General features: G+C 65.3%; 16 protein-coding genes and 1 tRNA gene. 7 read left to right on the top strand and 10 right to left on the bottom strand.

All coding sequences use genetic code 11. From position 1 onward, the window contains the following. Nucleotides 1-55: 55 nt before the first annotated feature. Together CO669_RS23440 and CO669_RS23435 are read right to left on the bottom strand one after the other, a co-directional pair. On the bottom strand, nucleotides 56-2,104 hold the full coding sequence (locus CO669_RS23440) for an acetoacetate--CoA ligase (protein ID WP_097662302.1): 2,049 nt from the start codon (nucleotides 2,102-2,104) through the stop codon (nucleotides 56-58). A 106-nt stretch (nucleotides 2,105-2,210) separates the two neighbouring features. Next, complete coding sequence (locus CO669_RS23435; protein WP_097662301.1) at nucleotides 2,211-2,438, bottom strand: hypothetical protein; 228 nt, start codon at nucleotides 2,436-2,438, stop codon at nucleotides 2,211-2,213. A gap of 255 nt (nucleotides 2,439-2,693) precedes the next feature. Between CO669_RS23435 and CO669_RS23430 the strand changes: the two genes are divergently transcribed. Continuing rightward, the gene (locus CO669_RS23430; protein ID WP_198964219.1) at nucleotides 2,694-3,413 is read left to right on the top strand and encodes an outer membrane protein; all 720 of its coding nucleotides are present in this window, start codon (nucleotides 2,694-2,696) and stop codon (nucleotides 3,411-3,413) included. Between the two features lie 27 nt (nucleotides 3,414-3,440). On the opposite strand, the gene CO669_RS23425 is transcribed toward CO669_RS23430, so the two are convergent. Beyond that, complete coding sequence (locus CO669_RS23425; protein WP_097662300.1) at nucleotides 3,441-3,665, bottom strand: hypothetical protein; 225 nt, start codon at nucleotides 3,663-3,665, stop codon at nucleotides 3,441-3,443. 142 nt (nucleotides 3,666-3,807) lie between these two features. On the opposite strand from CO669_RS23425, the gene CO669_RS23420 reads away from it, so the two are divergent. Further along, entirely contained in the window at nucleotides 3,808-4,893 is a 1,086-nt protein-coding gene (locus tag CO669_RS23420) for an AI-2E family transporter (protein WP_097662299.1), read from the top strand. Nucleotides 4,894-5,034: 141 nt separating this feature from the next. Beyond that, nucleotides 5,035-5,424 (top strand): NUDIX hydrolase, encoded by a 390-nt coding sequence (locus CO669_RS23415; protein WP_097662298.1) that lies wholly within the window; start codon nucleotides 5,035-5,037, stop codon nucleotides 5,422-5,424. Nucleotide 5,425: 1 nt separating this feature from the next. Here CO669_RS23415 and CO669_RS23410 read toward each other — a convergent pair whose 3' ends face one another. Beyond that, nucleotides 5,426-5,671 (bottom strand): hypothetical protein, encoded by a 246-nt coding sequence (locus tag CO669_RS23410; protein ID WP_502694507.1) that lies wholly within the window; start codon nucleotides 5,669-5,671, stop codon nucleotides 5,426-5,428. A gap of 195 nt (nucleotides 5,672-5,866) precedes the next feature. After that, complete coding sequence (locus tag CO669_RS23405; RefSeq protein ID WP_097662296.1) at nucleotides 5,867-6,106, bottom strand: hypothetical protein; 240 nt, start codon at nucleotides 6,104-6,106, stop codon at nucleotides 5,867-5,869. A 781-nt stretch (nucleotides 6,107-6,887) separates the two neighbouring features. Between CO669_RS23405 and CO669_RS23400 the strand changes: the two genes are divergently transcribed. The 3 genes from CO669_RS23400 (at nucleotide 6,888) to CO669_RS23390 (ending at nucleotide 14,649) form a co-directional block, all read left to right on the top strand. Then, nucleotides 6,888-9,989 carry a DEAD/DEAH box helicase gene (locus CO669_RS23400; RefSeq protein WP_198964229.1) on the top strand — a complete coding sequence of 1,034 codons (3,102 nt, stop codon included), beginning with the start codon at nucleotides 6,888-6,890 and terminating at the stop codon, nucleotides 9,987-9,989. Between the two features lie 335 nt (nucleotides 9,990-10,324). Next, nucleotides 10,325-10,996 (top strand): hypothetical protein, encoded by a 672-nt coding sequence (locus CO669_RS23395; RefSeq protein WP_097662294.1) that lies wholly within the window; start codon nucleotides 10,325-10,327, stop codon nucleotides 10,994-10,996. Nucleotides 10,997-11,568: 572 nt separating this feature from the next. Further along, nucleotides 11,569-14,649 carry a S8 family serine peptidase gene (locus tag CO669_RS23390; RefSeq protein WP_097662293.1) on the top strand — a complete coding sequence of 1,027 codons (3,081 nt, stop codon included), beginning with the start codon at nucleotides 11,569-11,571 and terminating at the stop codon, nucleotides 14,647-14,649. Nucleotides 14,650-14,751: 102 nt separating this feature from the next. On the opposite strand, the gene CO669_RS36110 is transcribed toward CO669_RS23390, so the two are convergent. Together CO669_RS36110 and CO669_RS23385 are read right to left on the bottom strand one after the other, a co-directional pair. Beyond that, complete coding sequence (locus CO669_RS36110) at nucleotides 14,752-14,922, bottom strand: hypothetical protein (RefSeq protein WP_198964218.1); 171 nt, start codon at nucleotides 14,920-14,922, stop codon at nucleotides 14,752-14,754. Nucleotides 14,923-15,563: 641 nt separating this feature from the next. Next, complete coding sequence (locus CO669_RS23385; protein WP_097662292.1) at nucleotides 15,564-15,959, bottom strand: response regulator; 396 nt, start codon at nucleotides 15,957-15,959, stop codon at nucleotides 15,564-15,566. A gap of 420 nt (nucleotides 15,960-16,379) precedes the next feature. On the opposite strand from CO669_RS23385, the gene CO669_RS23380 reads away from it, so the two are divergent. Then, nucleotides 16,380-16,898 (top strand): protein phosphatase CheZ, encoded by a 519-nt coding sequence (locus CO669_RS23380; RefSeq protein WP_097662291.1) that lies wholly within the window; start codon nucleotides 16,380-16,382, stop codon nucleotides 16,896-16,898. An 85-nt stretch (nucleotides 16,899-16,983) separates the two neighbouring features. Here CO669_RS23380 and CO669_RS23375 read toward each other — a convergent pair. The 3 genes from CO669_RS23375 to CO669_RS23365 form a co-directional block, all read right to left on the bottom strand. Then, nucleotides 16,984-17,059, bottom strand: a tRNA-Lys gene (locus tag CO669_RS23375). Nucleotides 17,060-17,409: 350 nt separating this feature from the next. Then, nucleotides 17,410-20,073: a glycosyltransferase gene (locus tag CO669_RS23370; RefSeq protein ID WP_097662290.1), complete on the bottom strand. Its 2,664-nt coding sequence runs from the start codon at nucleotides 20,071-20,073 to the stop codon at nucleotides 17,410-17,412. 232 nt (nucleotides 20,074-20,305) lie between these two features. Next, nucleotides 20,306-20,899 carry a beta-1-3, beta-1-6-glucan biosynthesis protein gene (locus CO669_RS23365; RefSeq protein ID WP_097662289.1) on the bottom strand — a complete coding sequence of 198 codons (594 nt, stop codon included), beginning with the start codon at nucleotides 20,897-20,899 and terminating at the stop codon, nucleotides 20,306-20,308. Nucleotides 20,900-21,096: the final 197 nt, after the last annotated feature.

Below are 21,096 nucleotides of genomic sequence, written 5' to 3'. Positions count from 1 at the left end.
CGGCGATCGGTGAACGGAGTCCAAACGACACCGGCGCAATTGGGGCGATCTTCCGTCACGCCGCGGTCCGCGCCAGATAGTCGCGTGCGAAGGCCAGATACCAGTCGAGGCAGGCGGGGTTGGCCATCGCTTCCTTGTTGATGACCTTTTCGACGGGATGGCCGAGCAGGAGCTTCTTGACCGGCAGTTCCTGCTTCTTGCCGGACAGCGTGCGCGGGATCTCGGCGACGGCAAAGATCTCGTTCGGCAGGAAGCGGCGCGACAGGCCGGCCTCGATCGCCTTGTTGATCTTCGCCTCCATCGCGGCGTCGAGCATGACACCCTCGCGCAACACCACGAACAGCGGCATGTAGCTGTCGCGGCCGAGATATTCGAGGTCGACGACGAGGCTGTCGAGCACCTCCGGCAGCGCCTCGATCGCGGAATAGAGCTCGCTGGTGCCCATGCGCAGGCCATGGCGGTTGATGGTGGCGTCGCTGCGGCCGTAGATGATGCAGGAGCCATCGGGGTTGACCTTGAGCCAGTCGCCGTGCCGCCACACCGGCCCACGTCCGCTGCCGTCGAAATTGTCGGGATAGGTCTCGAAATAGCTGGCGCGATAGCGCGCGCCGTCCTTGTCGTTCCAGAAATACAGCGGCATCGACGGCATCGGCTCGGTGCAGACGAGCTCGCCGACCTCGTCGGTGACGGCGCGGCCCTGTTCACTGAAGGCCTCGACGGCCGCCCCCAGCAGGCGGCATTGCATCGCGCCCGGCGTCTGCGGCAGCTCGCGATTGCCGCCGATGAAGGCGCCGGCGAAATCGGTGCCGCCGGAGATGTTCGCCCACCAGATGTCCGCCTGCGCCGTGCTGCCGTTGGTCTTCGAGAGCGTTGCAAAGCGATCGTTGAACCAGCCTTGCGTGTCGGCGCTGAGCGGGGAGCCGGTCGAGCCGAGACAGCGCAGCCGCGACAGATCGCCGGCCGCGGCCAGATCGATCTCGGCCTTGGCGCAGTTGGCAAAGAACGCCGCGCCCGCGCCGAAGAAGGTTGCCTTCGCCCGCGCCACGAAGCGCCACAGCGTGGTCCAGTCCGGCTTGTCCCTGGCGCCGCCGGGGCTGCCGTCGAAGATGCAGCAGGTGGTGCCGCTGAGCAGGCCGCCGACCTGGCTGTTCCACATGATCCAGCCCGTCGACGAGTACCAGTGATAGCGCTCGCCCAACGAGTTCGGATGGTACGAGCAGCCGATGTCGTTGTGCAGCCCGAGCAGCGCCAGCACCACGATGACGATGCCGCCATGGCCGTGCACGATCGGTTTCGGCAGGCCCGTGGTGCCGCTGGAATAGACGATCCAGAGCGGATGGTCGAACGGCAGCCACATCGGCTCGAACGCGTCGATCGCAGCACCGGTCTTTGCCGTGATCTCGGAGAGCCGGGCATCGGGTGCAGCGACCGCGCCGGCCTCGCTGTGCAGGATGACATGCGCGACTGATGGCAGCGATCGCCGCAGCTCGGCAACGACGTCCTTGCGATCGTGCTGCCGGCCGGCATAGGTGACGGCGTCGCAGGCGATCAGCACTTTGGGTTCGATCTGCTTGAAGCGGTCGATCACGGCGGGCGCCGCCATGTCCGGCGCACAGACGCTCCAGACCGCGCCGATGCTCACGGCTGCCAGAAACGCGACAATGGTCTCGGGAATGTTGGGCAGATAGGCCGCGACGCGGTCGCCGGGCCTGATGCCCTTCTCCTTCAGATGCAGCGCAAGCGCCGCGGCCTTGCGCCGCAGCTCGGGCCAGCTCGTCTCCGTGATCCTGCCGTCCTCGCCGCTGCTGACGATCGCGGGCAGGCCGGCGGCATCGGCCGCGTCGACGTGCCGGAACACCTGCCGGGCATAATTGACTTGCGCACCCGGAAACCAGACCGCGCCGGGCATCTTGCGCTCGGTGAGTACGGCCTCGAACCGCGTCGGCGACTGCAGATCGTAATAGTCCCAGATGCTGCGCCAGAAGCCGTCGAGATCACGCACCGACCATTGCCGCATCGCCTCGTAATCGGCGAAGGAGAGGCCGCGCTGCTCGGCGAGCCAGTTTTGGTACAGGGCGATCTGCGGAACGAAGGGAGCGGTCATTGGCTATCGGCTTCGGTTGCGGGGGCCGGAAATCTAACCGGTGCCGCAGGGAAGCAGAAGCCGCAGTTCACGCAGGCCGCAATGACGAAGGCGCCGTTGTTCCGGCCTACCAGCCGGCGCCGGCCCAGCGCCGTCCGAACACAGGCGGCGTTGTTTTCACCGCCTGCCAACCGAAGAAGTGGTGCTTGCCGGACCAGGCATGCACCACGCCGCTGCAGATGGTGCACTTGAAGGAGCCGGCATGCGCTTCGCTGTGCTCCTCCCTGGTCGCGGTGTAGTTCATGCTGCAACCGGTGCAGGTGAATTCTTCGATCGTCCAGATGCTGTTGGCCATTGCACGCAGTGTTTTTGGGGACCTCGATGCAGGGTAGTTGCGGGCCTTTGCAGTGGGGTAAACCGATCGGCTGAAATCCGGTTAATCGCCGTTAGCCAAAGCGGGCCGGGTTCGCGGCCGTCGCAGGATTGTCCTGGTTCGCGCAGCGCCGGTCAGTCCAAATCGTGCCGCCGGCAGGTCCAAGCGCGCGCCTGATCCGGCAGCTAGATTTCCCCCGGTCGCCTCGGTCGAGAGGCGCGTCAACGGGGGGAGACCATGGGGACGAAGCTCGTCTTGACGGCTGCACTGCTGTCGCTGGCAACGCCGGCATTTGCCGCTGACATGATCGCGCCGGTATCGGTGAAGGCGCCGGTGGCGGCTCAAATCTTCAGCTGGACCGGCTTCTATATCGGCGCGCATGGCGGCGGTGCCTGGAGCAAGTGGACCGGCATCGATCCGACCGATCCGACCTCGACCTGGAGTTCGGTCACCGCCAGCGGCGGTATCGTCGGCGGCCAGATCGGCGGCAACTACCAGATCGGCAATGTTGTGATCGGACTCGAGGGCACCGGCGCCTGGTCCAGCGTCACGTTGAACGCCGGCGGTCCGTTCGGTGGCGGCGCCGGCTTCAACCTGTCGCTCAAGAACGACTACGTCGCCACGGTCGCCGGACGCTTCGGCGTCGCGTTCGACCGCGTGCTGCTCTACGCCAAGGGCGGCGCGGCCTTCACCCGTGACAAATATGACGCGAACAACGGCCTGGCCGGTCCGCTCGCCGGCTCCGCCTCGGGCAGCTTCAACCGCACCGGCTGGCTCGCCGGCGGCGGCATCGAGTGGATGTTCATTCCGAATTGGTCGGTGCGGGCCGAGTACAATTACATGGGCTTCGGCGCGATCACCGAGCAGCCTGTGACGACGGGCAATCTGGCGGCAACGCCGGCCAATGTGAAGCTCAACATCCAGACCGGCACGATCGGCGTGAACTATCACTTCTAGCGGTGCAGGTCTCGCCGGCAGTGCTCGTCACGAACTCCCGCGCCCCAGGGCGCGCATGTCGCGGTCGATGCACATCTGCACGCGCCGGATGGCGAGCAGCGGGAGCCTGCCTTGCACCCGCCCGGCGCGAACCCTGTCGCTGATGGCATAGGCATAGCGCCAATAGCCGGGCGCGGCGTTCCGCCTCAGCGAATAGTGGACGCCGCGGTGAATTCCCGCGTGCGCGTCAGGCTCTCCGGGGCGGCGTGTCATCGTCTCGGAATGCCGAAGGGGCCAAAGCGTTCCTAACGGCGGGGCAGGGAGCCCGCGCCTCGTCTTGACGGCTGATGCGCGGCTGGCAATAACCTCGGGGGGTGCCAGCGCCGGAACCCGCGTCCATGCCGCAAGGAAAGCAGTGCCCGTGAAAAGTCTCCGTCAACTCCTCACGGGAGAGGACGTCATCCAGCTCGTGATCCGGCTCGGCCTGTTGGCCCTGCTGATCATCTGGACCTTCCTGATCATCCGCCCCTTCGTGCCGATCCTGGCCTGGAGCGGGGTGCTCGCGGTCGCGTTCTATCCGGCCTTCAGCTGGGTCGCCAAAGTGCTTGGCGGCCGGCCCAAGACCGCAGCGGCCATCCTGACGCTGATCACGCTCGGCATCGTCATCGGTCCGGCGACCTGGCTCGGCATCAGCGCGGTGGATGGCGTGCGCGAGCTGGCAAACCAGCTCGGCACCGGCGATCTGGCGCTTCAGGCAGCGCCCGAGCAGCTCAAATCGTGGCCGCTGGTCGGCCCCTGGCTCTACGATCTCTGGGACCAGGCCTATACCAATGTCCGCGCGGTGGTGCGCGAGGTCGCCCCGTATCTCCAGCCGCTGGCCGGCCCGATGCTGTCGCTGGCGGGCGATGCCGGCGTCGGCACGCTGCAGTTCCTGGTCTCGGTGTTCGTGGCCGGCTTCCTGTTTCCGCATGGGCCGAGGTTCGTCGCGGCCGGCCGCGGCTTCCTGTTTCGCATCGTGCCCGAGCAGAGCGAGCATTTCCTCGGGCTCGCCGGCGCGACCATCCGCGCGGTGGCGCAGGGCGTAATCGGCGTTGCGATCGTGCAGGCGTTGCTCGCCGGCATCGGCTTCAAGCTCGCGGCGGTGCCGAGCGCCGGCCTTCTCGCCTTCATCGTGCTGCTGCTCTCGATCGTGCAGATCGGCGCCTTCCTCGTGCTGCTGCCGGTGATCATCTGGATCTGGACCGCCAAGGACGTCACCACGGCGCTGCTGCTCACCGTGTTTCTCGTCGTCGTCGGTTTCATCGACACCATGCTGAAACCGCTCGTCATGGGGCGCGGCCTGACCACGCCGACCATCGTGATCTTCGTCGGCGTGATCGGCGGCACGCTCGCCCACGGCATCGTCGGCCTGTTCATCGGGCCGATCATCCTGTCCGTGGCCTGGGAGATGATGATGGCCTGGATCAGGACCGAGGACCGGGCAGGGGCGGGCAAGAGCTGATCTCGCCCCGATCTGCGCGATCCGCCCGAGGCGCCGCGCCAGCACCCGACGGCGCGCAGCTGTGATCAAAGCACGCCGCGAACTTGTCTGTTCGACTAGACAAGTTACGATCGGGACGATTCTGTTTCAATGACGGCAGCGATGGCGAAGTCTTCCAAGCTGGTTGCCGCGAGGCGCGGCAAGGTATTGTTGGTCAGACGCCGGTCGGACGGCCTGTGGATGTTCCCGGGCGGCCGCAAGCGGGCGCGCGAGTCCGACAAGGACTGCCTGCGTCGGGAGATCAAGGAGGAGCTGCCCAAGCTGAAGCTCGGCAGGATCAGCCTCTGGAAGGAAGTGAAAGCGAGGAACAAGCGTTCCGGCCGCAAGATGAGCGATGCGATCTTCATTGCCAAGACGGCCAAGGGCAGGCTGGCGATCGGCGACAAGAAGGAGATCGACCGCGCCGCCTGGCAGAAGCCGCGCGGCCTCCGCCTGACGCCGACCTCGCGCTACATCCGCGACCGCCTGTTTCCGAGGAAGCAGAAGCGGTGAGCTAGTCCTCGCGTTCCGCCGATCGCGTCCGCCCGGCGAACCTCCTCGACTGCGTGCCCCGCGGTTCGGGCGCAGCAAGCTTCGCGGCCTCGAGCTCGCGCACCTCCTTGCGGACCTTGCGCGCATCGCGCATCGCGCGCTTGATGAAGGGATGTTGGGAGTCCTCGGCGAAGAACAGCACCACTTCGCAGCTTGGACATTGCCTGGAATAGCCGTCCTGCAACCGCCCGGCGCGATCGCGGAACACGTTCTTGCACCGCGTGCATTGAATTTGGACTGAACTCATGCGCGGACAACAATGACTTTTGAAAATGGATCGCCAGCACATCCCAAATGTCTGAAGAAAGCCTGAAGGCTTTCGCGGCCGGATGTCGCAGAACGCGCGCGGCCAAGCACCGTCCTGCGGTCGCAGACGATGCTGTTTGAAAGCGGCCGCCCGCCGCTATTGCTTGGCCGCCATCGCGTCCAGGCAATGGTTCAGAAAGGCGGTGCGATCCCTGGGCAGCACCTTCTCGAGGTCCGCCTTCAATGCGCATTCGCGCTGCCGCAACTGCTCGGCCCGGCGCTTCTCGGCGGCCTCGCGATATTCAGGGGCAACCTTGTTCGGATCGACCAGTGGCTGCGAGCGGGCCGGCGCCGTCGCAAGCACCGCGATGGCGGCGATGAAAATCAATGGTTTCAAATGAGCCTCCGTAAAAGGAACATCGTAGCGCGAGGTGCGTGCGTGCTCAAACAGGGAATGCGGTATTCCGCTCCGGCGTGGTGGGGGCGGGATGTGCCGGCCCCGGCCAACGCCCGGCCGGGAGTTTTGGAACGACCGGGCCTGGCAGGCGTCGAATCCTGGCTCTCGGTCCATCCCCAAGCCCCAAAGCCCCAGGGGCCGCGAGTAAACCTTCCCCGCAAGGGCTGGCGACCTCAGCCCCCGCGCTGAGGTCGTTTTTGTTTGCCGGATGATGTGTGATCCAGTTCACAAGCGCGCGGCGAAGTTGCTGCTATGAAGACGTCATTGCTTGACCAATTCATTTTGAACGAAACGCCCCAGCGTGGCTCCAAGCGCTGGGGTTTTTCGTATCTTCTTGCGCGCAGGGTGTTTACAATCGCGCCAAGCGTCGCGTCGACAGACGCAGATCCCGCGCCGCGTCAGTTCCCATCCACAGCTCGATCAAACGACCCTCGTGGCGGGATCGCAGCGCCGTGCTGAACGTTGCCACCGGGCGTGCGTTCCCCGGGCAAATCTCATATGCAAGGCGCGACGTCGCCGAATCGGAATGAGGGCGACTGGCGTTCAGTTGACGACGGTTTACGACCAGAAACGGATTCACGTGAGGCAGACCAAAAAGGCGCGGGTGGCCAAGACGCCGCCGAAGAAGGCGTTGCCGAAAAAGACGTCGCCAAACAGGACATCGGCAAGGAAAAGCAAAGGGACGCAGCGCGGCGCGGTCTCGTCTTCGTCGCCGCTCGGGGTGCTCGCTCTGCACCTGCTCGGCCAATGGAGAGAGTCCGGGCATAACGGCATCGTCTTTCTCGCCGAGAACGAGAACAGGGCGGAACGGCTGGGCAGTGTCATTCACGCGCTCGATGCCTCCTGCGAGGTCCTGGTGTTTCCGCGCTTGAACACCTTGCCGTTCGATCAGCTGGAGCCGTCGCACGAACTCGCGGGGCGCAGGGCCTCCGTCTTGAGGCGTCTTGCGAAATCCAAGAAGCCGCTGTTTCTGGTCTCGACGGCGGAAGCCGTGATGGAGCGCCTGCCGCCGCCGGCGAGCCTGTCGCGCCTGAGCGTGAGCTTGAAAGTGGGCGGCGCGTTCTCCGAGAGCGAGCTCGAGGCGCACCTCGAATCCCTCGGATACGATCTGGACGACGAGCCGGATTATCCGGGCGGAGCGCTGTTCCACGGCCAGACTTTCGAGATCTTTCCCGCGGGCGCACTGGGGCCGTTCCGGATCGAGCATTCGGATCGCGCGATCAGAAGGATCGTGGCGTTCGATCCGAACGAGCACAGGATCATCTTCGAGACCAAGGAGCTTCTCGTCGACCCCATGTCGGAGCGGCTCGGCCTTGCCGGCAAACGCGGCAAGCGCGCGAGCCTCTTCGACTATTGCGGGCGCGCCAAATGGATCGCCGATGCAGGCGTCCCGGCGCACGCCGACGGCTGGCTCGATACGATCGAGGAGGCCGCGCCGCGCGCGGAACGTGAGCGCGAATATCTCGGACGGCGCGACTGGAAGCAGCTCTGCAAGGGCATGAAGGTGCTGCCGCGCGCCTCGTCGTTCCAGACCATCCCGGAATTTTCGAAGCTGACGGCCACCCGGAAGGCGCTGCGTACCTTCGTCGAGGAGACACGCCGGGCCGGATCGCGGCTGATCCTCGTCGCGGCGCAGGAGGACGATCTGCGCGTGATGGAGCGGATGAGCGGCGTCAAGGCGCCGCGCTGCGAAGACTGGGACGAGGCGACGCGGAGCCGTGGCGGCGAGGCGGCGCTGCTGGCCGATTTCGATGCCGGCTTCGTCGTGCCGGGGAAGAAGCCGCTTGTCGTCGTGACCGCCTCCGACGTGCTCGGCAGCCGGGCGCATCATCCGCAGCCGATGGCGCGCGCCTGGACCGCGGCCTTCGACCATGCCGATGTGCCCGAGCAGGGTACGGTGGTGATCCACCTGCAGCGCGGCCTCGGCGTGCTCGACGGCTTGCAGAGCGTCAACACCGGCGGCGGCTTGCGGGAGATGATCCGCCTGAAATTCGCAGGCGACAACGCGGTGTTGGTGCCGCCGTCCGATCTTGCCATGATGTGGCCCTACGCGACCGAGCTCGGCAAGCTCGCGCTCGACAAGGCCGATGGCAGCACATGGTGGGCCCGCCGCACGGCGGCCGAGCGCGAGATCCAGGTCGCGGGCAAGGCCCTTGCCAAGCACATCAGCCAGCGCCGCAAGCGGCGCGGCGAAAAGCTGGTGCCGCCGGGATCGGCCTACGAGAAGTTCGTCGCGCGCTTTCCGTACTTCACGACGATCGACCAGGCCAAGGCGATCCGCGACGTGCTCGACGATCTTGCCTCGGGCCATCCCATGGACCGCGTGATCTGCGGCGACGTCGGGTTTGGCAAGACCGAGGTGGCGCTGCGCGCGGCGGCCGCTGTCGTGCTGTCGGGCAAGCAGGTGGCGATCGCGGTGCCGACGACGGTGCTGGCCCGCCAGCATGTGGCAACTTTCCAGAAGCGCTTTGCGCCATTCGGCATCGAGGTGGGGAACCTGTCGCGGGCAACCTCGGGCGCGGAGCTGCGGGAGACCAAGGAGGGTCTGCGCAGCGGCCGGATCAAGGTCGTGATCGGCACGCAGGCGCTGACGGCCAAGGACGTCAGGTTCGACGATCTCGGCCTCGTCATCATCGACGAGGAGCAGCATTTTGGCGCGGCCGAGAAGGCCAAGCTGTCCGGCCTTGCCAGGAACGTCCATGTGCTGATGATGAGCGCGACGCCGATCCCGCGCACGCTCGCCGCGGGCCTTGCAGGCTTCCGCGACCTCAGCGTGATTGCCTCGCCTCCGGTGCACCGGCTGCCGGTCGCGACCCGGATCGCGCCGCTGTCGGATGCGGCGATTGCGTCCGCGCTGCTGCGCGAGCAGCGTCGCCATGGCCAGAGTTTCCTGATCTGTCCGCGCATCCAGGATCTCGATCCGATGCTGGCGCGGGTGCAGGCTGTGGCGCCCGACTTACGCATCGTCTGCCTGCACGGCAGGTTGGCGGCCGACGAGATCGACGACCGCATGATGAGCTTCGTCGAGGGCAGGGCGGACGTGCTGCTCGCGACCAACATCGTCGAGAGCGGGCTCGACATTCCCCGCGCGAACACCATCGTGGTCTGCTGGCCCGAGAAGTTCGGCCTCGCGCAGCTGCATCAGTTGCGCGGGCGTGTCGGTCGTGGCGGCATCCGCGCCTTCGCCCATCTGTTGACCGAGACGGCATCGGGACAATCCGAGAAGCGGCTGGCCGTGCTGGAAGAGTTCAGCCGGCCCGGCGCGGGCTTTGCGATCAGCGAGCGCGACCTCGACCTCAGGGGTGCGGGCGATCTGTTCTCGGAGCAGCAATCCGGCCACGTCCAGGTGTTCGGACCCGTGCTCTACAGCCACCTCCTCAAGATGGCGTCCGAGAAGCTCGACGAGGGCCAGGCGGTGTGGGTGCCGGACCTGAACCTGCCGGTCGCGGACATGCTGCCCGGGACCTATGTGCAGTCCGAGCCGGTACGCCTCGAGCTCTATGCGCGCGCCGCACGATGCACTGACGAGGACGACCTCGAAGACCTCGAGGAAGAAACCGCACGCCGCTTCGGCCCGCTGCCGCAGGTCGCGCGCGACTTCTTCGCCGCCGCCAGGCTCAGGCTCGAATGCAAGCGCAGGGGCATCATCCGCCTCGACGTCGGCCCCGAGGCGGCCGCCGCGACGTTCCTGCCCGGGCGCTTGCGCAAATCGCGGGGCAAGTCGCTGCAGCGCGACGGGGATCGCGTCGTCTATCACGCCAAGATGCAGGACGCGCCGTTCGCGCGGGTCGAGGAATTGTTCGAACTGCTGGACGAAGGCTAGGGCGCCGGTTCAAAAACGCGAAAACAACCCCATGCACAGTAGCTAAGTGGCACTGGCGCAAGGCATTTTGAAGCTGACGAAACCGCCGGTTTGCTTCGTCGGGCAAAACAGTTGCTCGATGCGATGTTCCGTTGCCCGGGGATGTCGAGCTGGGAATGGCTGCACCGCCCCCGTAATCGGCCGGGGACGCCAGCCCGGCAGGCCGGCCGGGCCGCTAACGTGGAATTAATTCAAAATGCCCACAATTTTAGACAGTTGTAGTTGGGTGCTGCGTACAAGGACTCGTCGCGAGGACGTTCCAGGGGCGGCCGCCTGTTGCTCGCTCATTGGGGTCCATGCACGTGACCACGACATTCGAAACGGCAAGCTTCGCCGAAGAGCTCGACGCCGCAGCGCTGGCAGCTGCCGCATCAGCCGATGAACCCGAAACGCTCGAAGCGCCTGAGCCGGTCAAGCGGTCCAGCCGCAAATCGATCCTGGCCTTTGCGGTGTGTGCCCTGGCCATCAACGGCGCGGCGGCCGTCTACACGTCGCCAGTTGGTTTGCCGTCGTTGAATGTCAGCCGCCTGGCCGAACTGTTCCCGCGCTTCGAGGCATCCGAGCCAAAGCCGGATCCCGTTGTCGCGGCGTTGAAGGATATTCAGGCGGCCCAGCTGCAACACACCGCGTTGCTGCAACAGAGCAATCAGGCCGCGGATCAAAACTCGGTTTTGCTGCAGCAGGATTCAATGGTGCTGCTGTCGCTGCGACAGAGCATCACGGACGAGCGGGTCGATGTGAGGAAGATGTCCTCGCAACTGTCGTCGCTGATCGCGAAGATCGATGCGCTGCAGAGCACGATGACGATGTCGGACGTCACGTCCTCCATCCGAAAGGCGCATGCGCGCTATGGATTGTCCCCCGCGATGCGAAAGCGGATCGTGCGGGACGTCAAGCCTTTGGGGCCGGTCTCCGTTGGAGGCGCTCCACTGAGCCTGCCGATTGCGTCGTCGGCTCCGGAAAGCTGAGGCGCCGGACCCGCCTGCCTCTTCACCGATGAGGCAGGGTCATCGCGTGTGTCCTTCCATCAGATGTCGTCATGCCAGGGCTTGTTCCTGGCATTCACGTTCGTCCTGCTTCATGCATGCGCAAACGGCGTCTCCGTCGGTGGCGAAATGCCCGATCGCGCCCTGCGATCCCGATTGATCATTCCGCCTGATCGCCGATCGACCTCATGTGACCTCTGCGGGTCCTGCGCACGACGCACGATGTCTCTTTGACCATCAATCGCCATTGATCGTTGCAGGCGATGTCCCAGTGTTGCGCGAAATGAGAATGGCGTATGGGAACTGACGGAGGGCCCGCTCGGTCTCCAGAGCCGTAGCCGCGATCGGACACGATCTGCTGCATGGTCCTGCCTGAACGGGTCCTTCGCGTTCAGCACATTGCACGCGCATTCATGCGCTGCGACGGGCGCCATCTATTGCCCGTTGCCAGGCAGGAGAGGTCCCCCCACTCCTGCCTGGTAACTCCTGGATGTCTTCGATCACGCAGTGATGGAACGCTGAAAAATACTTTGCAACACTAGGAATGATTTTCGATGGTGAAGAAGATTGGCCGGCAAGAAGCTTCGCGCTGGCGCACTGCATTGCCCGCCGCTGCCCTGACGATTTTCCCCACGGTGGCGGCGACGCCCGCCGCGGCGCAATCTGCGGCGTCGTTTCAGACGCCGGAATATCTCGCCTCGGGCGCCCTCAACCAGATCAACGCAGCTGCGGCCTATGCGGCCGGCTTCACCGGCAAGGGCGTGACGGTCGGTGTCGTCGATTCCGGCATCGATCTCAGGAATGTCGAGTTCTCGACGGCGGGCAAGTTCGCCGGCGGCGTTCGCTTCACCACCGCATTCGATGCGACCGCGACCGACCCGAGCGCGTTTTCGGTGATGCCTGCCGGCCAGAACAGCGATTCCGACACGACCGGCAGCCACGGCAGCATCGTCTCCAGCCTGATCGCCGGCGCGCGCAACGGCTCCGGCATGCACGGCTCGGCCTTCGACGCGAGCCTCTACGTCGCGGCCATCAATACGAATGGCAGCCCTCCCGGAGCTTTCGACGAGCAGCTCAGCGTGGCCGTGACCGGCCTCGTCGACGAGGGCGTCAAGATCATCAATCTCAGTCTCGGCAACAACAATTGCGCGACGGGCACGAACTCGGCGCAAAACGGCGGCGCGAAATGCAACGTCGACGACTACACGCCGGCGGCCGCCGTGGCCGAGCTTCCGAAGTTTGCGGCCGCCGCGCAAACCGCAGTGGCGAACGGCGCGCTGCTCATCTTCGCCACCGGCAACGAGAAGCAGCCGTCGCCGGATATTCTGGCCGGCATGCCCAAGGTCGTCAGCGGCATCCAGAACGGCTGGCTCGCCGTCGGCGCCGTCGACGCGAACAATGTGACGACGTGGTACAGCAACGCATGCGGATCGGCGGCGGCATGGTGTCTGGTCGCTCCGGGCGATCTCACCGGCGCAACGACGGTCGGCACTGGCAATCTCAGGGGAAGCACGCTCGCCGGCGCCGATGGCGCGAACTACTCCTCGGGCTCCGGCACGTCCTACGCCGCGCCGACGGTCGCCGGCGTCGCTGCGCTGGTCAAGCAGGCCTTTTCCTGGTTCACCAATTACGACCTGCAGCAGACGCTGCTGACGACGGCGACAGGGCTCGGTACCCGCACCGCCGGCAGCATCACGCCAGATGCGACCTACGGCTGGGGCCTCGTCAACGCGGGCGCGGCCGTCAAGGGCTACGGCGCCTTCGTCACCACCGCGACGCTCGATACGCGCGGCTACAACTCGACCTTCGGCAACGACATCTTCGGCCCGGGCGGTCTCACCAAGACCGGCGCCGGCATGCTGATCCTGTCGGGCAACAGCACCTACACCGGTGCGACGACGGTCCAGGGCGGTGCGCTTGCCGTCACGGGCTCGATCGTCTCGCAGGTCACGGTGGAGCAGGGCGGCATCTTCGGTGGTTCCGGCCAGGTCGGCACGACGATCGTCAACGGCAGGCTCGGTCTCGGCACGCCGCAGACGTTGACCGTCAATGGCGATCTCACCTTCGGTGCGACCGGCACTTATTTTGCCAGCGTTCACGGCGCGACGTCCGACCTCGTCAGGGTCACCGGCACGGCCGATCTCGCCGGTACGTTGAAGGCGCAGACTCTCGGCGGCTCCTATTCGTTCAGCACGCCCTATACGCTGCTGTCCGCGACCGGCGGCGTCAACGGCACCTTCGGCAGCTTCGATCGCTCGCTCGTCGGCGCGGGGCTCGTGACCTCCGTGACCTATAGTGGCTCGCAGGTGCAGATGACTCTGACGCCGGGCCGGCTCGCCACGCTGTCGGAGAATCCGACCAAGGCGGTGACGCCGACCTCGACCACGACGACATCAGGCGGCACGACGACGGTGACGACGGAAGTCACCACGCCGACCCCGGCCAACTCGGTGGCGAGGACCGACAGGGACAAAGTGGCCGTGGCGATCGACAACGCGGCCGCTGCCGGTGCCAACATGAATCCGCTGTTCGCGCTCTACAATTCGACCGACGACATGCTGGATTCCGAGCTCAACCAGCTCACGGGCGAGGTCCATTCCTCCGTCCAGCGGATGGGGGTTCAGGTCGGGGGCCAGTTCCTCGGTGCGATGACGGACATTCACGGCGAGGGGAGCGATCCCTCGGCCAACCCGGCGCTCGCCTATGCTTCGATGTCGCGTCCGGCTGGCGTCGGGGCCATCGACAAGGCAACCGGTGCAACGGCGGGCGTGCGCGGCTATGGGCCGACCTACAGCGTGTGGGGCGGTCCGGTCACCTCGTACCGGACGACGAACGGCGATGCCGATGTCGGCTCGGCCCGCTCTTCGACGCGCGCCACGCAATTCGTCAGCGGGATCGACATCCGCTTCAGTCCCGCGACGATGATCGGCATTGCCGCGGCCGGCGGTTCGGCGTCGAGCTCGCTCGCCAGCGGTCTCGGCTCGAGCTCCGCGAACGTGGCGCAGTTCGGCACCTATGGCACGACGCGGACCGGCGCGCTGACGCTGACGGCGGCGGCCGCCTTCTCCTGGATGGACGTGACGACGCATCGTGCCATCCCCGTTCTCGGGCTCACCGACGTGACCGGCCGCTATCGGCCGACGGTGTGGAGCGGACGCATCGAGGCGGCCTTCGAGGTGGCCCGTCTTGCCCGCGTCGCCTTCTCGCCCTATGCCGCCTTCGACGCGCACAGCATGCGCACGCCGGGCTTCAGTGAGCAGGACGCGATTGCCGGCGGTGCTGCGGTCGGCGGCCTCACGGTGCAGGGCCAGACCGGCGCGACCACGCGCTCGACCCTCGGCCTCGACACCCGCGGCACCATGGAGTTCGGCGGGCTCGCCATGCAGGGCTTCGCGAAGGCGGGCTGGGCGCATTACTACACGCAGGCCGCCCAGACCACGGCCTTCCTGACCGGCATTCCCGGCTCGGACTTCACCACCACGGGCGCCAAGTCCAAGCCCGACGCGGCCGCCGTCTCGCTCGGCCTCACCACCTGGTTCACGCCGAGCCTGACACTGACGACGACCTTCGACGGCGAGTTCGCCGCCAATAGCCAGGCCTATACCGGCGCGGCGCGGGTGCGCTTCACGTTCTGACCTTCGCCGTCATTCCGGCGCAGGATCGCGCCCGGGCCGCTCCGCGGGGGCTGCCCGGGCGTTGTCGTTTCAGCTGATTTTGGAAAGCGTGCCGAAGGAAGGCTAGGCCGCTTGTTCCTCGAACGAGGTGTAGACCCGGCCTGCGGGATCAACGACCTGAACGTCCCAGCACCCGTCCTCGACCAGTTCCCTGGCCTTCTTCAGGGCCGCAGCCAGTGAAGGCCGCTTCAGGCTGACGACGCCAGCCGTGTCGAAACCGTTGATTTCAAACATGCCGTTCCTCCGGTTTTGGGGAATCCTACACGTTTCGGGCGGGATGTCAGCGGGGTTTTTGGGGTTGGGGCGGCTGGAATAGTCGCAGATGCCAGGCAGGAGCAGTTGGAATGCGCGAGCAGGGCAAGACGGGCTCAACCCAGAGGGATGGTGTCCACGCGCAGACAGGGACGGCACTGGTAGGCATGCGCGCCGGGCAGCGTGAAGATGGCCGGCAGCGTGGCGAGGAAAGTCATCGGCCGTCTGCACGCGGTGCAGATCAGAACGGGCGGACTGTCTTTCGCTGCGCAAACCATCGCCAAAATGCCCGGGAGAGGTCAGGCACAATAGGAGCGCGCTGCGGGGAGTTCATCTCGGGGCGACTACTGGAGTCTATCGGAATCTGGCGGGCTCACTTGCGAGGAAGGGGCCGTTGCATGCGCGTTGACGAAGTCGGCGTCGCATGAACGGCGCTTCGGATTGATTGAGCTCTTCGAAACCCACGCGCGTAAACTCACCGCCGAATAGTGCCAAGTTTGCGTAACGCGATTTGTTAACGCTGCGCGGAAAAGCCGTTCAAGTAGCTTTGCAGCCGACGGCGGCTTGGAGTGAGCTTCCAGCTCCGGGAACGGCTCATGGAAGCGCCTCCAGCATTGGCAGGACTAGACGCCTGCCATCTCGGGGAAGACCGCCTCGATCTTGGTTTTCAGCGTGGCGGCGTTGAACGGCTTGACGATATAGTTGTTCACGCCCGCCTTTTTGGCGGCAATGACGTTCTCGGTCTTCGATTCCGCCGTGATCATGATGAACGGCGTGGTGGCGAGATTGGTGTCGGCGCGGACCTCCCGTAGCAGGTCATAGCCGGTCATCGGCTCCATGTTCCAGTCCGAGATGACCAGGCCGTATTTCTTGGCGCGCATCTTGTTGAGTGCGGCCGATCCATCGCTGGCGTCGTCGACATTCTCGAAACCGAGCTGCTTGAGCAGATTTCGGATGATACGGATCATGGTGCTGTAGTCGTCCACCACCAAGACAGGCATCGACAGATCAACTGCCATCTTGCTCTCCTACGCAACGAAAACGCACATTCGGGACGGATTGTTCAGGCCCCGGTCAGTCCGCTCCGAGGACTAACATCGGCGCTTAAACAGGGCGTTAACTGCTGTATCAGGTCGCAATGCCAAGTGGTTAGGGCGCACCAGATGCGCGGCGCTCCGCGGTGACTGTTTTGCCGCGATCGACAACGGTCTCGATTTTCAGCTCGCTCCGGGCGCCTCGTGCTCGAAAGGCGTATTGATCCGGAAACGTTTCTCTTTCGCAGGGGGGCGGCCTTACCGCTTATTTAACGATCGCTTGCTTTGCTGGTCCACGAAAGTTGAACGCGCGAAAAGGCGTCCACTCATTCGAAGCTTCCTTTCGAAGCCGCCGTAGATTGCTGTGGCACACGAAGGGCAAGTCGCCACCGTCGGGGATTTTTGATGATTACGTCGCAAGAAGAGACGGTGCTGAAAACGCATTTGGTCGAGATGTTCGGCCACATTAGCAGCATGCGGCGGGAATTCGCCGCACTTCAAGGCAACAGCAAAGGCAGTTTCGCGACGATGGCAGACACCCTCGACGCGATCGTCGAGAATACGGAGGCGGCCGGGAACGCGATCCTCGAAAGCATGGAGGCGATCAGCGCCAGCGTCGCGAAGTTGCAGGGCGTCGACGAGCCGACTGTCGCAGCGGTATGCGGCGAGATCGTCGATAGCACGAACAACGTGTTCGAGGCCTGCGCGTTTCAGGACCTCACAGGTCAGCGAATCACGCGAGTGGTCAAGTCGCTGCAGTTCATTGAAGAACACATCAACAGGCTGGTCCGGATGTGGGGAAAAGAGGAGCTGGCGCGGATGGCCGCCGAGCTTGCCGTTCCAAGCGAACCGAACTTGATGGAGGGGCCGAAGCGGCCGGGCGTGGCGATTTCCCAGGACGACATCGACAAGCTGTTCGCGTGAGCTGCAGCATCCTTCGAGCTGCGGCGCTGTAACCCGGGCTACGCGAGCTGGATAGAAGCTTAACCCCGAAAATACGGTCAGTGTTTGGTGAGCGCGCTGGGGCTCGAACCCAGGACCCCGTGATTAAAAGTCACGTGCTCTACCGGCTGAGCTACGCGCTCCCATGGCCGCTGATGGCTTCGTCGGAAATCGCCATCGTGATCGGACATTCGAGAAGCATGTCTTGCCGCTGCGCTTAGGCTTGCGCCGCGGGGAAAACCGGCTGTTTCCGGATCATGCTTTCGGCTCGGGCTGTGTAGGGGGATGGGGCGCTGAGGTCAATAGCGGGCATCGCTGCCGAAAGTCCTGGCAGGGGCGGGGATTTGCTCGCGGAATCTGTGGCTTAAGCGAGGACTTTCGACTCGATTGGCGGGGCGTCGTCCACGCCGAACTGTGGGAGGTTGCTGCACCATCCCGGCCTTTCATGGTTCGAGACGCCCGCCTTTGGCGGGCTCCTCACCATGAGGGGCGATTACTTCGTCTCCCGCCGCACCTCGTTCGGCACCGGCTGCGGCGTGCCGCCCGGGTGGGGCAGCGCGACCGGGCGCAGGCCGATCAGCTCGGCGGTGCGGATCGCGCTGTCGTGCCAGAACTGGAACGAGTTGATCCGGCTGAGCTCGAGGATGGCGATGGCGACGGCGGCCAGGAACGGCAGGCTCTGCAGCACCAGCACGCCGGCGAAGATGTAGATCTCGGTGATCTGGCGGAAGCTGTTGGTCACGATCAGCACGCCGGCGCCGACCAGGAGCAGGGTGCCGATCACGGCCTCCCAAAACGCCTGGAACTCGATCGACATCCTGCTGAGGCCGCCCTTGGAGGTGCGGGCGAAGGCGATGTGCTCGGTGATCAGGCCCTGCGCCACCGCGCGCGACACCGTCCATTGCACGCTCATCGCCGCGATCATGGCGCCCAGCATCTGGCCGGGCTTGATGGCGACGCGGGCGCGGTACATCGACAGGAAGTGCGCCAGCGAGACGATGAAGGCGCCGATGATCGGCAGCGTCAGGATCTTGTCGGGGATGGCGATGTCGGCAAACGCGACGATCGGCACCCAGACGAGGTTGAGCAGCGCCACGACGACGCCGAGGCTCTCGGCGCCCAGCCAGTTCAGCCAGCCGAGGCCGTATTCGCGCTTCTGGTCGGCGGTCAGCCGGCTCGCGCCGGGCAGGAAGCGGCGCCAGTGCTTCTTGACGATCTGCAGGCCGCCATAGGCCCAGCGATGCCGCTGCTTCTTGAAGGCCTCGTAGGTGTCGGGCAGCAGGCCTGCGCCGTAGCGGGTGTTGGTGTAGTGGGTGGTCCAGCCGAGCTCCTGGATCGCAAGGCCGAGATCGCTATCCTCGCAGATCGTGTCGGACGACCAGCCGCCGGCCATGTCCATCGCGGCGCGGCGGATCAGGCACATCGTGCCGTGCACGATGACGGCGTTGAGCTCGTTGCGCTGGACCATGCCGATGTCGAAGAAGCCGGCATATTCGCCGTTCATGATGTAGTGCATGATCGACAGGTCGCCGTCGCGATGCTCCTGCGGCGCCTGCACGAGGCCCACGCGCGGATCGGCGAAGGCGGGGACGATGTCCTTCAGCCAGTCGGGCTCGACGACATAGTCGGCATCGAGGATGCCGATGATCTCGGCGTCCGCCGCGGTGCGGTCCATCGCAATGCGCAGCGCACCGGCCTTGAAGCCCTGCACCTTCTCGGCGTTGATGAACTTGAAGCGCTCACCGAGCGCGCGGCAATGGTCCTGGATCGGCTGCCAGAACGCGGGATCCGGCGTGTTGTTGATGATGACGACGCATTCGTAGTTCGGATAGTTCAGCCGCGCCAACGCATCCAGCGTCTGCTTGAGCATGTCGACCGGCTCGAAATAGGCGGGGATGTGGATCGAGACCTTCGGGCAATAACCCTCGGGCACGTTCTCGACCGGCTTGTCCTTGGTGATCAGCCGTTGCGGCGGCCGGCCGAAGGCGACGGCCGCGATCTCGTCGATGCGCGCCATCGCGATGAGGACGAGGGGAACCAGCAGGATCATGCCGAGGGTCAGCGCGAAGGCCGAGCCGAAGAGGAAGTAGTGGCTGTTCCAGAAGGCGAACACGGTCGCGACCCAGGCGCCGACGCCGTTGGCCGTCGCCGACAGCAGGAAGGCCTGCTTCGCGGTTGGCTTTTCGATCCGCAGGATCGGCAGCGACAGCAGGATGCCGACCAAGAGGGCGATCGCCATCAGCTTCCAATAATCGGGATTCTCGACCGGACCGGTCCAGGCGAATTTCGGCTCGCGGCTGGCGTTGAGGATGCCCCAGTACGGACCGACGCCGCCCTCGTTGAACTTCCAAGGCTGATCGATGGCTTCGACGATGTTGTAGTCCATGCCCATCGCTTCGGCGCGGCTGACGAAGTTGCGCAAGGTCAGGGCTTGCTTGAATGGACCGGGGTCGGCGCTACGCAGGTTGTAGCCCGCGCTCGGCCAGCCGAACTCGGCGATCACGATGCGCTTGCCGGGAAACAATTTGCGCAAGAGTTCGTAACGATCAACCGCTTGATCCACCGCCTGGTCGGAGCGGAAGTTTTCCCAATAAGGCAGCACGTGCGCGGCGATGAAATCGACGCTGGAGGCAAGGTCCGGAAAATCGCGCCAGATGTTCCAGATCTCGCCCGTCGTGACGGGAACGCGGACCGCGCCCTTGACCTTCTTGATCTTGTCGATGAGGTCCTCGACCTTCTGCTCGCCGCGGAAGATCACCTCATTGCCGACCACGACGCCGATCACGTTGCCATTCTTGCGGGCGAGCTCGATGGCGGCCTTGATCTCACGCCCGTTGCGATCCTCGTCCTTGTCGATCCAGGCGCCGACCGTGACCTTGAGGCCGAACTCGGCGGCGATCGGCGGCACCAGTTCGTTGCCTTCGGTCGCGGAGTAGGACCGGATCGCTCGCGTGAGAGTCGAGAGCTTCTTCATGTCCGCGCGAATCTTGTCGGGGTCGGCGTTGATGTCGACGACATGGCCCGGTTCGAACGGCGTATAGGACAGGCTCGGGATCAGGCCCTTGAAATCCGGCGCGGGTTCCTTGTCGCGCAAGACTCCCCAGATGCCGGCGTGAAGCGCGGACACGAGCAACAAAACGGCGGCGACAACGCGCATCGCGGCTAAACCAAAAGGGGCTGAGGGGGCAGGGAAGCGGATCCGACCCCGAGATCCGACCAAGTCCGCGGCAAAGGGAGCATACCTCTGCCGCGCGGTTTCTCAACTGTCATGGCCTCATGTCCTTATCAGGGCATGGCCTTTTCGAGACGACGCGTGGCAGTGCCAACCGCGTCTATGGCCGATCGTTCCTGAACGACAGCTGAAACGAGCAGGGACTTAAGACCTTGCGCTATTTCGGGGGCGCCGGGGACGGGCTGGCCGCAGGCGAGGGGCTCGCGGCCGGCTGCGGAGCCGGCGGATTGCCTGAGGCCGGTGCTGCCGGCTGCGACGCCGCGGCCGCCGCCTGCTGCGGCTGGGCCGCCGGATTGATCCAGCAGGCGTGCACACGGCTGTCGAGGGTCTCGGCGACCTTGGGATCGATCTGGCCGCCGAACCGGGTCAGGCAGCGGAACGCGGCCTGGATGTGGCCGCCGGGGCAGCCAAAGCGGTCATAGAGGTCGAGGTGGCGGAACGCGGTATCGAGGTCATCCCGCCACATCAGCCGCACCACGCGCCGGCCGAGCCAGACGCATTCGGGATTACCGGCCGGGCCGTTGATGACCTGGGCGGCCTCGGCGAACTCGTCGGTGCGGCGCTGGTTCTGGGCGGCGTCCTTGGCGGCGTCGGCGGGCTGGGCGGCGGCCTTGCCCTGGTCGGGGGCCGGCGTGCCGCTCTGGGCCGAGGCGCCACAGAGACCGGCGAGAAGGAGAAGGGAGGAAACGGCCAAGGTGGCGGCGAACTGCCGCAGGACCGCATTTCGTGACTCGAACACCCGTTGCCGCATGAATTCCCCAATGTATCCGCTGCCCGTCCGCGTCAGGAGGATCCCGCGGACGCACCGGTGATGGCGTCCAAATGGGTCTCCAATGCGGCGGAAAAGTCTTTCGGAGTCCATGACCTGTATTTGGAATTTTGTCCAGCAAAGTCACGATGCTAGGTCCCGGTCGAACCGCCGCAGCCCCATTCCTTTGGGACAGGAGC

The organism is Bradyrhizobium sp. Y36 (assembly GCF_002531575.1).
Lineage (GTDB): Bacteria > Pseudomonadota > Alphaproteobacteria > Rhizobiales > Xanthobacteraceae > Bradyrhizobium.
Note: the sequence above shows the minus strand (reverse complement) of the source record. Positions and strands in the feature narration are given on the sequence as shown.

Bases quoted from the DNA above. Each gene is read 5' to 3' on its own strand.
- CO669_RS23385 (WP_097662292.1), bottom strand. From the start codon at position 15,959: ATGGCAGTTGATCTGTCGATGCCTGTCTTGGTGGTGGACGACTACAGC.
- CO669_RS23440 (WP_097662302.1), bottom strand. From the start codon at position 2,104: ATGACCGCTCCCTTCGTTCCGCAGATCGCCCTGTACCAAAACTGGCTC.
- CO669_RS23370 (WP_097662290.1), bottom strand. From the start codon at position 20,073: ATGCGCGTTGTCGCCGCCGTTTTGTTGCTCGTGTCCGCGCTTCACGCC.
- CO669_RS36110 (WP_198964218.1), bottom strand. From the start codon at position 14,922: ATGTTTGAAATCAACGGTTTCGACACGGCTGGCGTCGTCAGCCTGAAG.
- CO669_RS23430 (WP_198964219.1), top strand. From the start codon at position 2,694: ATGGGGACGAAGCTCGTCTTGACGGCTGCACTGCTGTCGCTGGCAACG.
- CO669_RS23390 (WP_097662293.1), top strand. From the start codon at position 11,569: ATGGTGAAGAAGATTGGCCGGCAAGAAGCTTCGCGCTGGCGCACTGCA.
- CO669_RS23425 (WP_097662300.1), bottom strand. From the start codon at position 3,665: ATGACACGCCGCCCCGGAGAGCCTGACGCGCACGCGGGAATTCACCGC.
- CO669_RS23395 (WP_097662294.1), top strand. From the start codon at position 10,325: ATGCACGTGACCACGACATTCGAAACGGCAAGCTTCGCCGAAGAGCTC.
- CO669_RS23415 (WP_097662298.1), top strand. From the start codon at position 5,035: ATGGCGAAGTCTTCCAAGCTGGTTGCCGCGAGGCGCGGCAAGGTATTG.
- CO669_RS23380 (WP_097662291.1), top strand. From the start codon at position 16,380: ATGATTACGTCGCAAGAAGAGACGGTGCTGAAAACGCATTTGGTCGAG.
- CO669_RS23365 (WP_097662289.1), bottom strand. From the start codon at position 20,899: ATGCGGCAACGGGTGTTCGAGTCACGAAATGCGGTCCTGCGGCAGTTC.
- CO669_RS23435 (WP_097662301.1), bottom strand. From the start codon at position 2,438: ATGGCCAACAGCATCTGGACGATCGAAGAATTCACCTGCACCGGTTGC.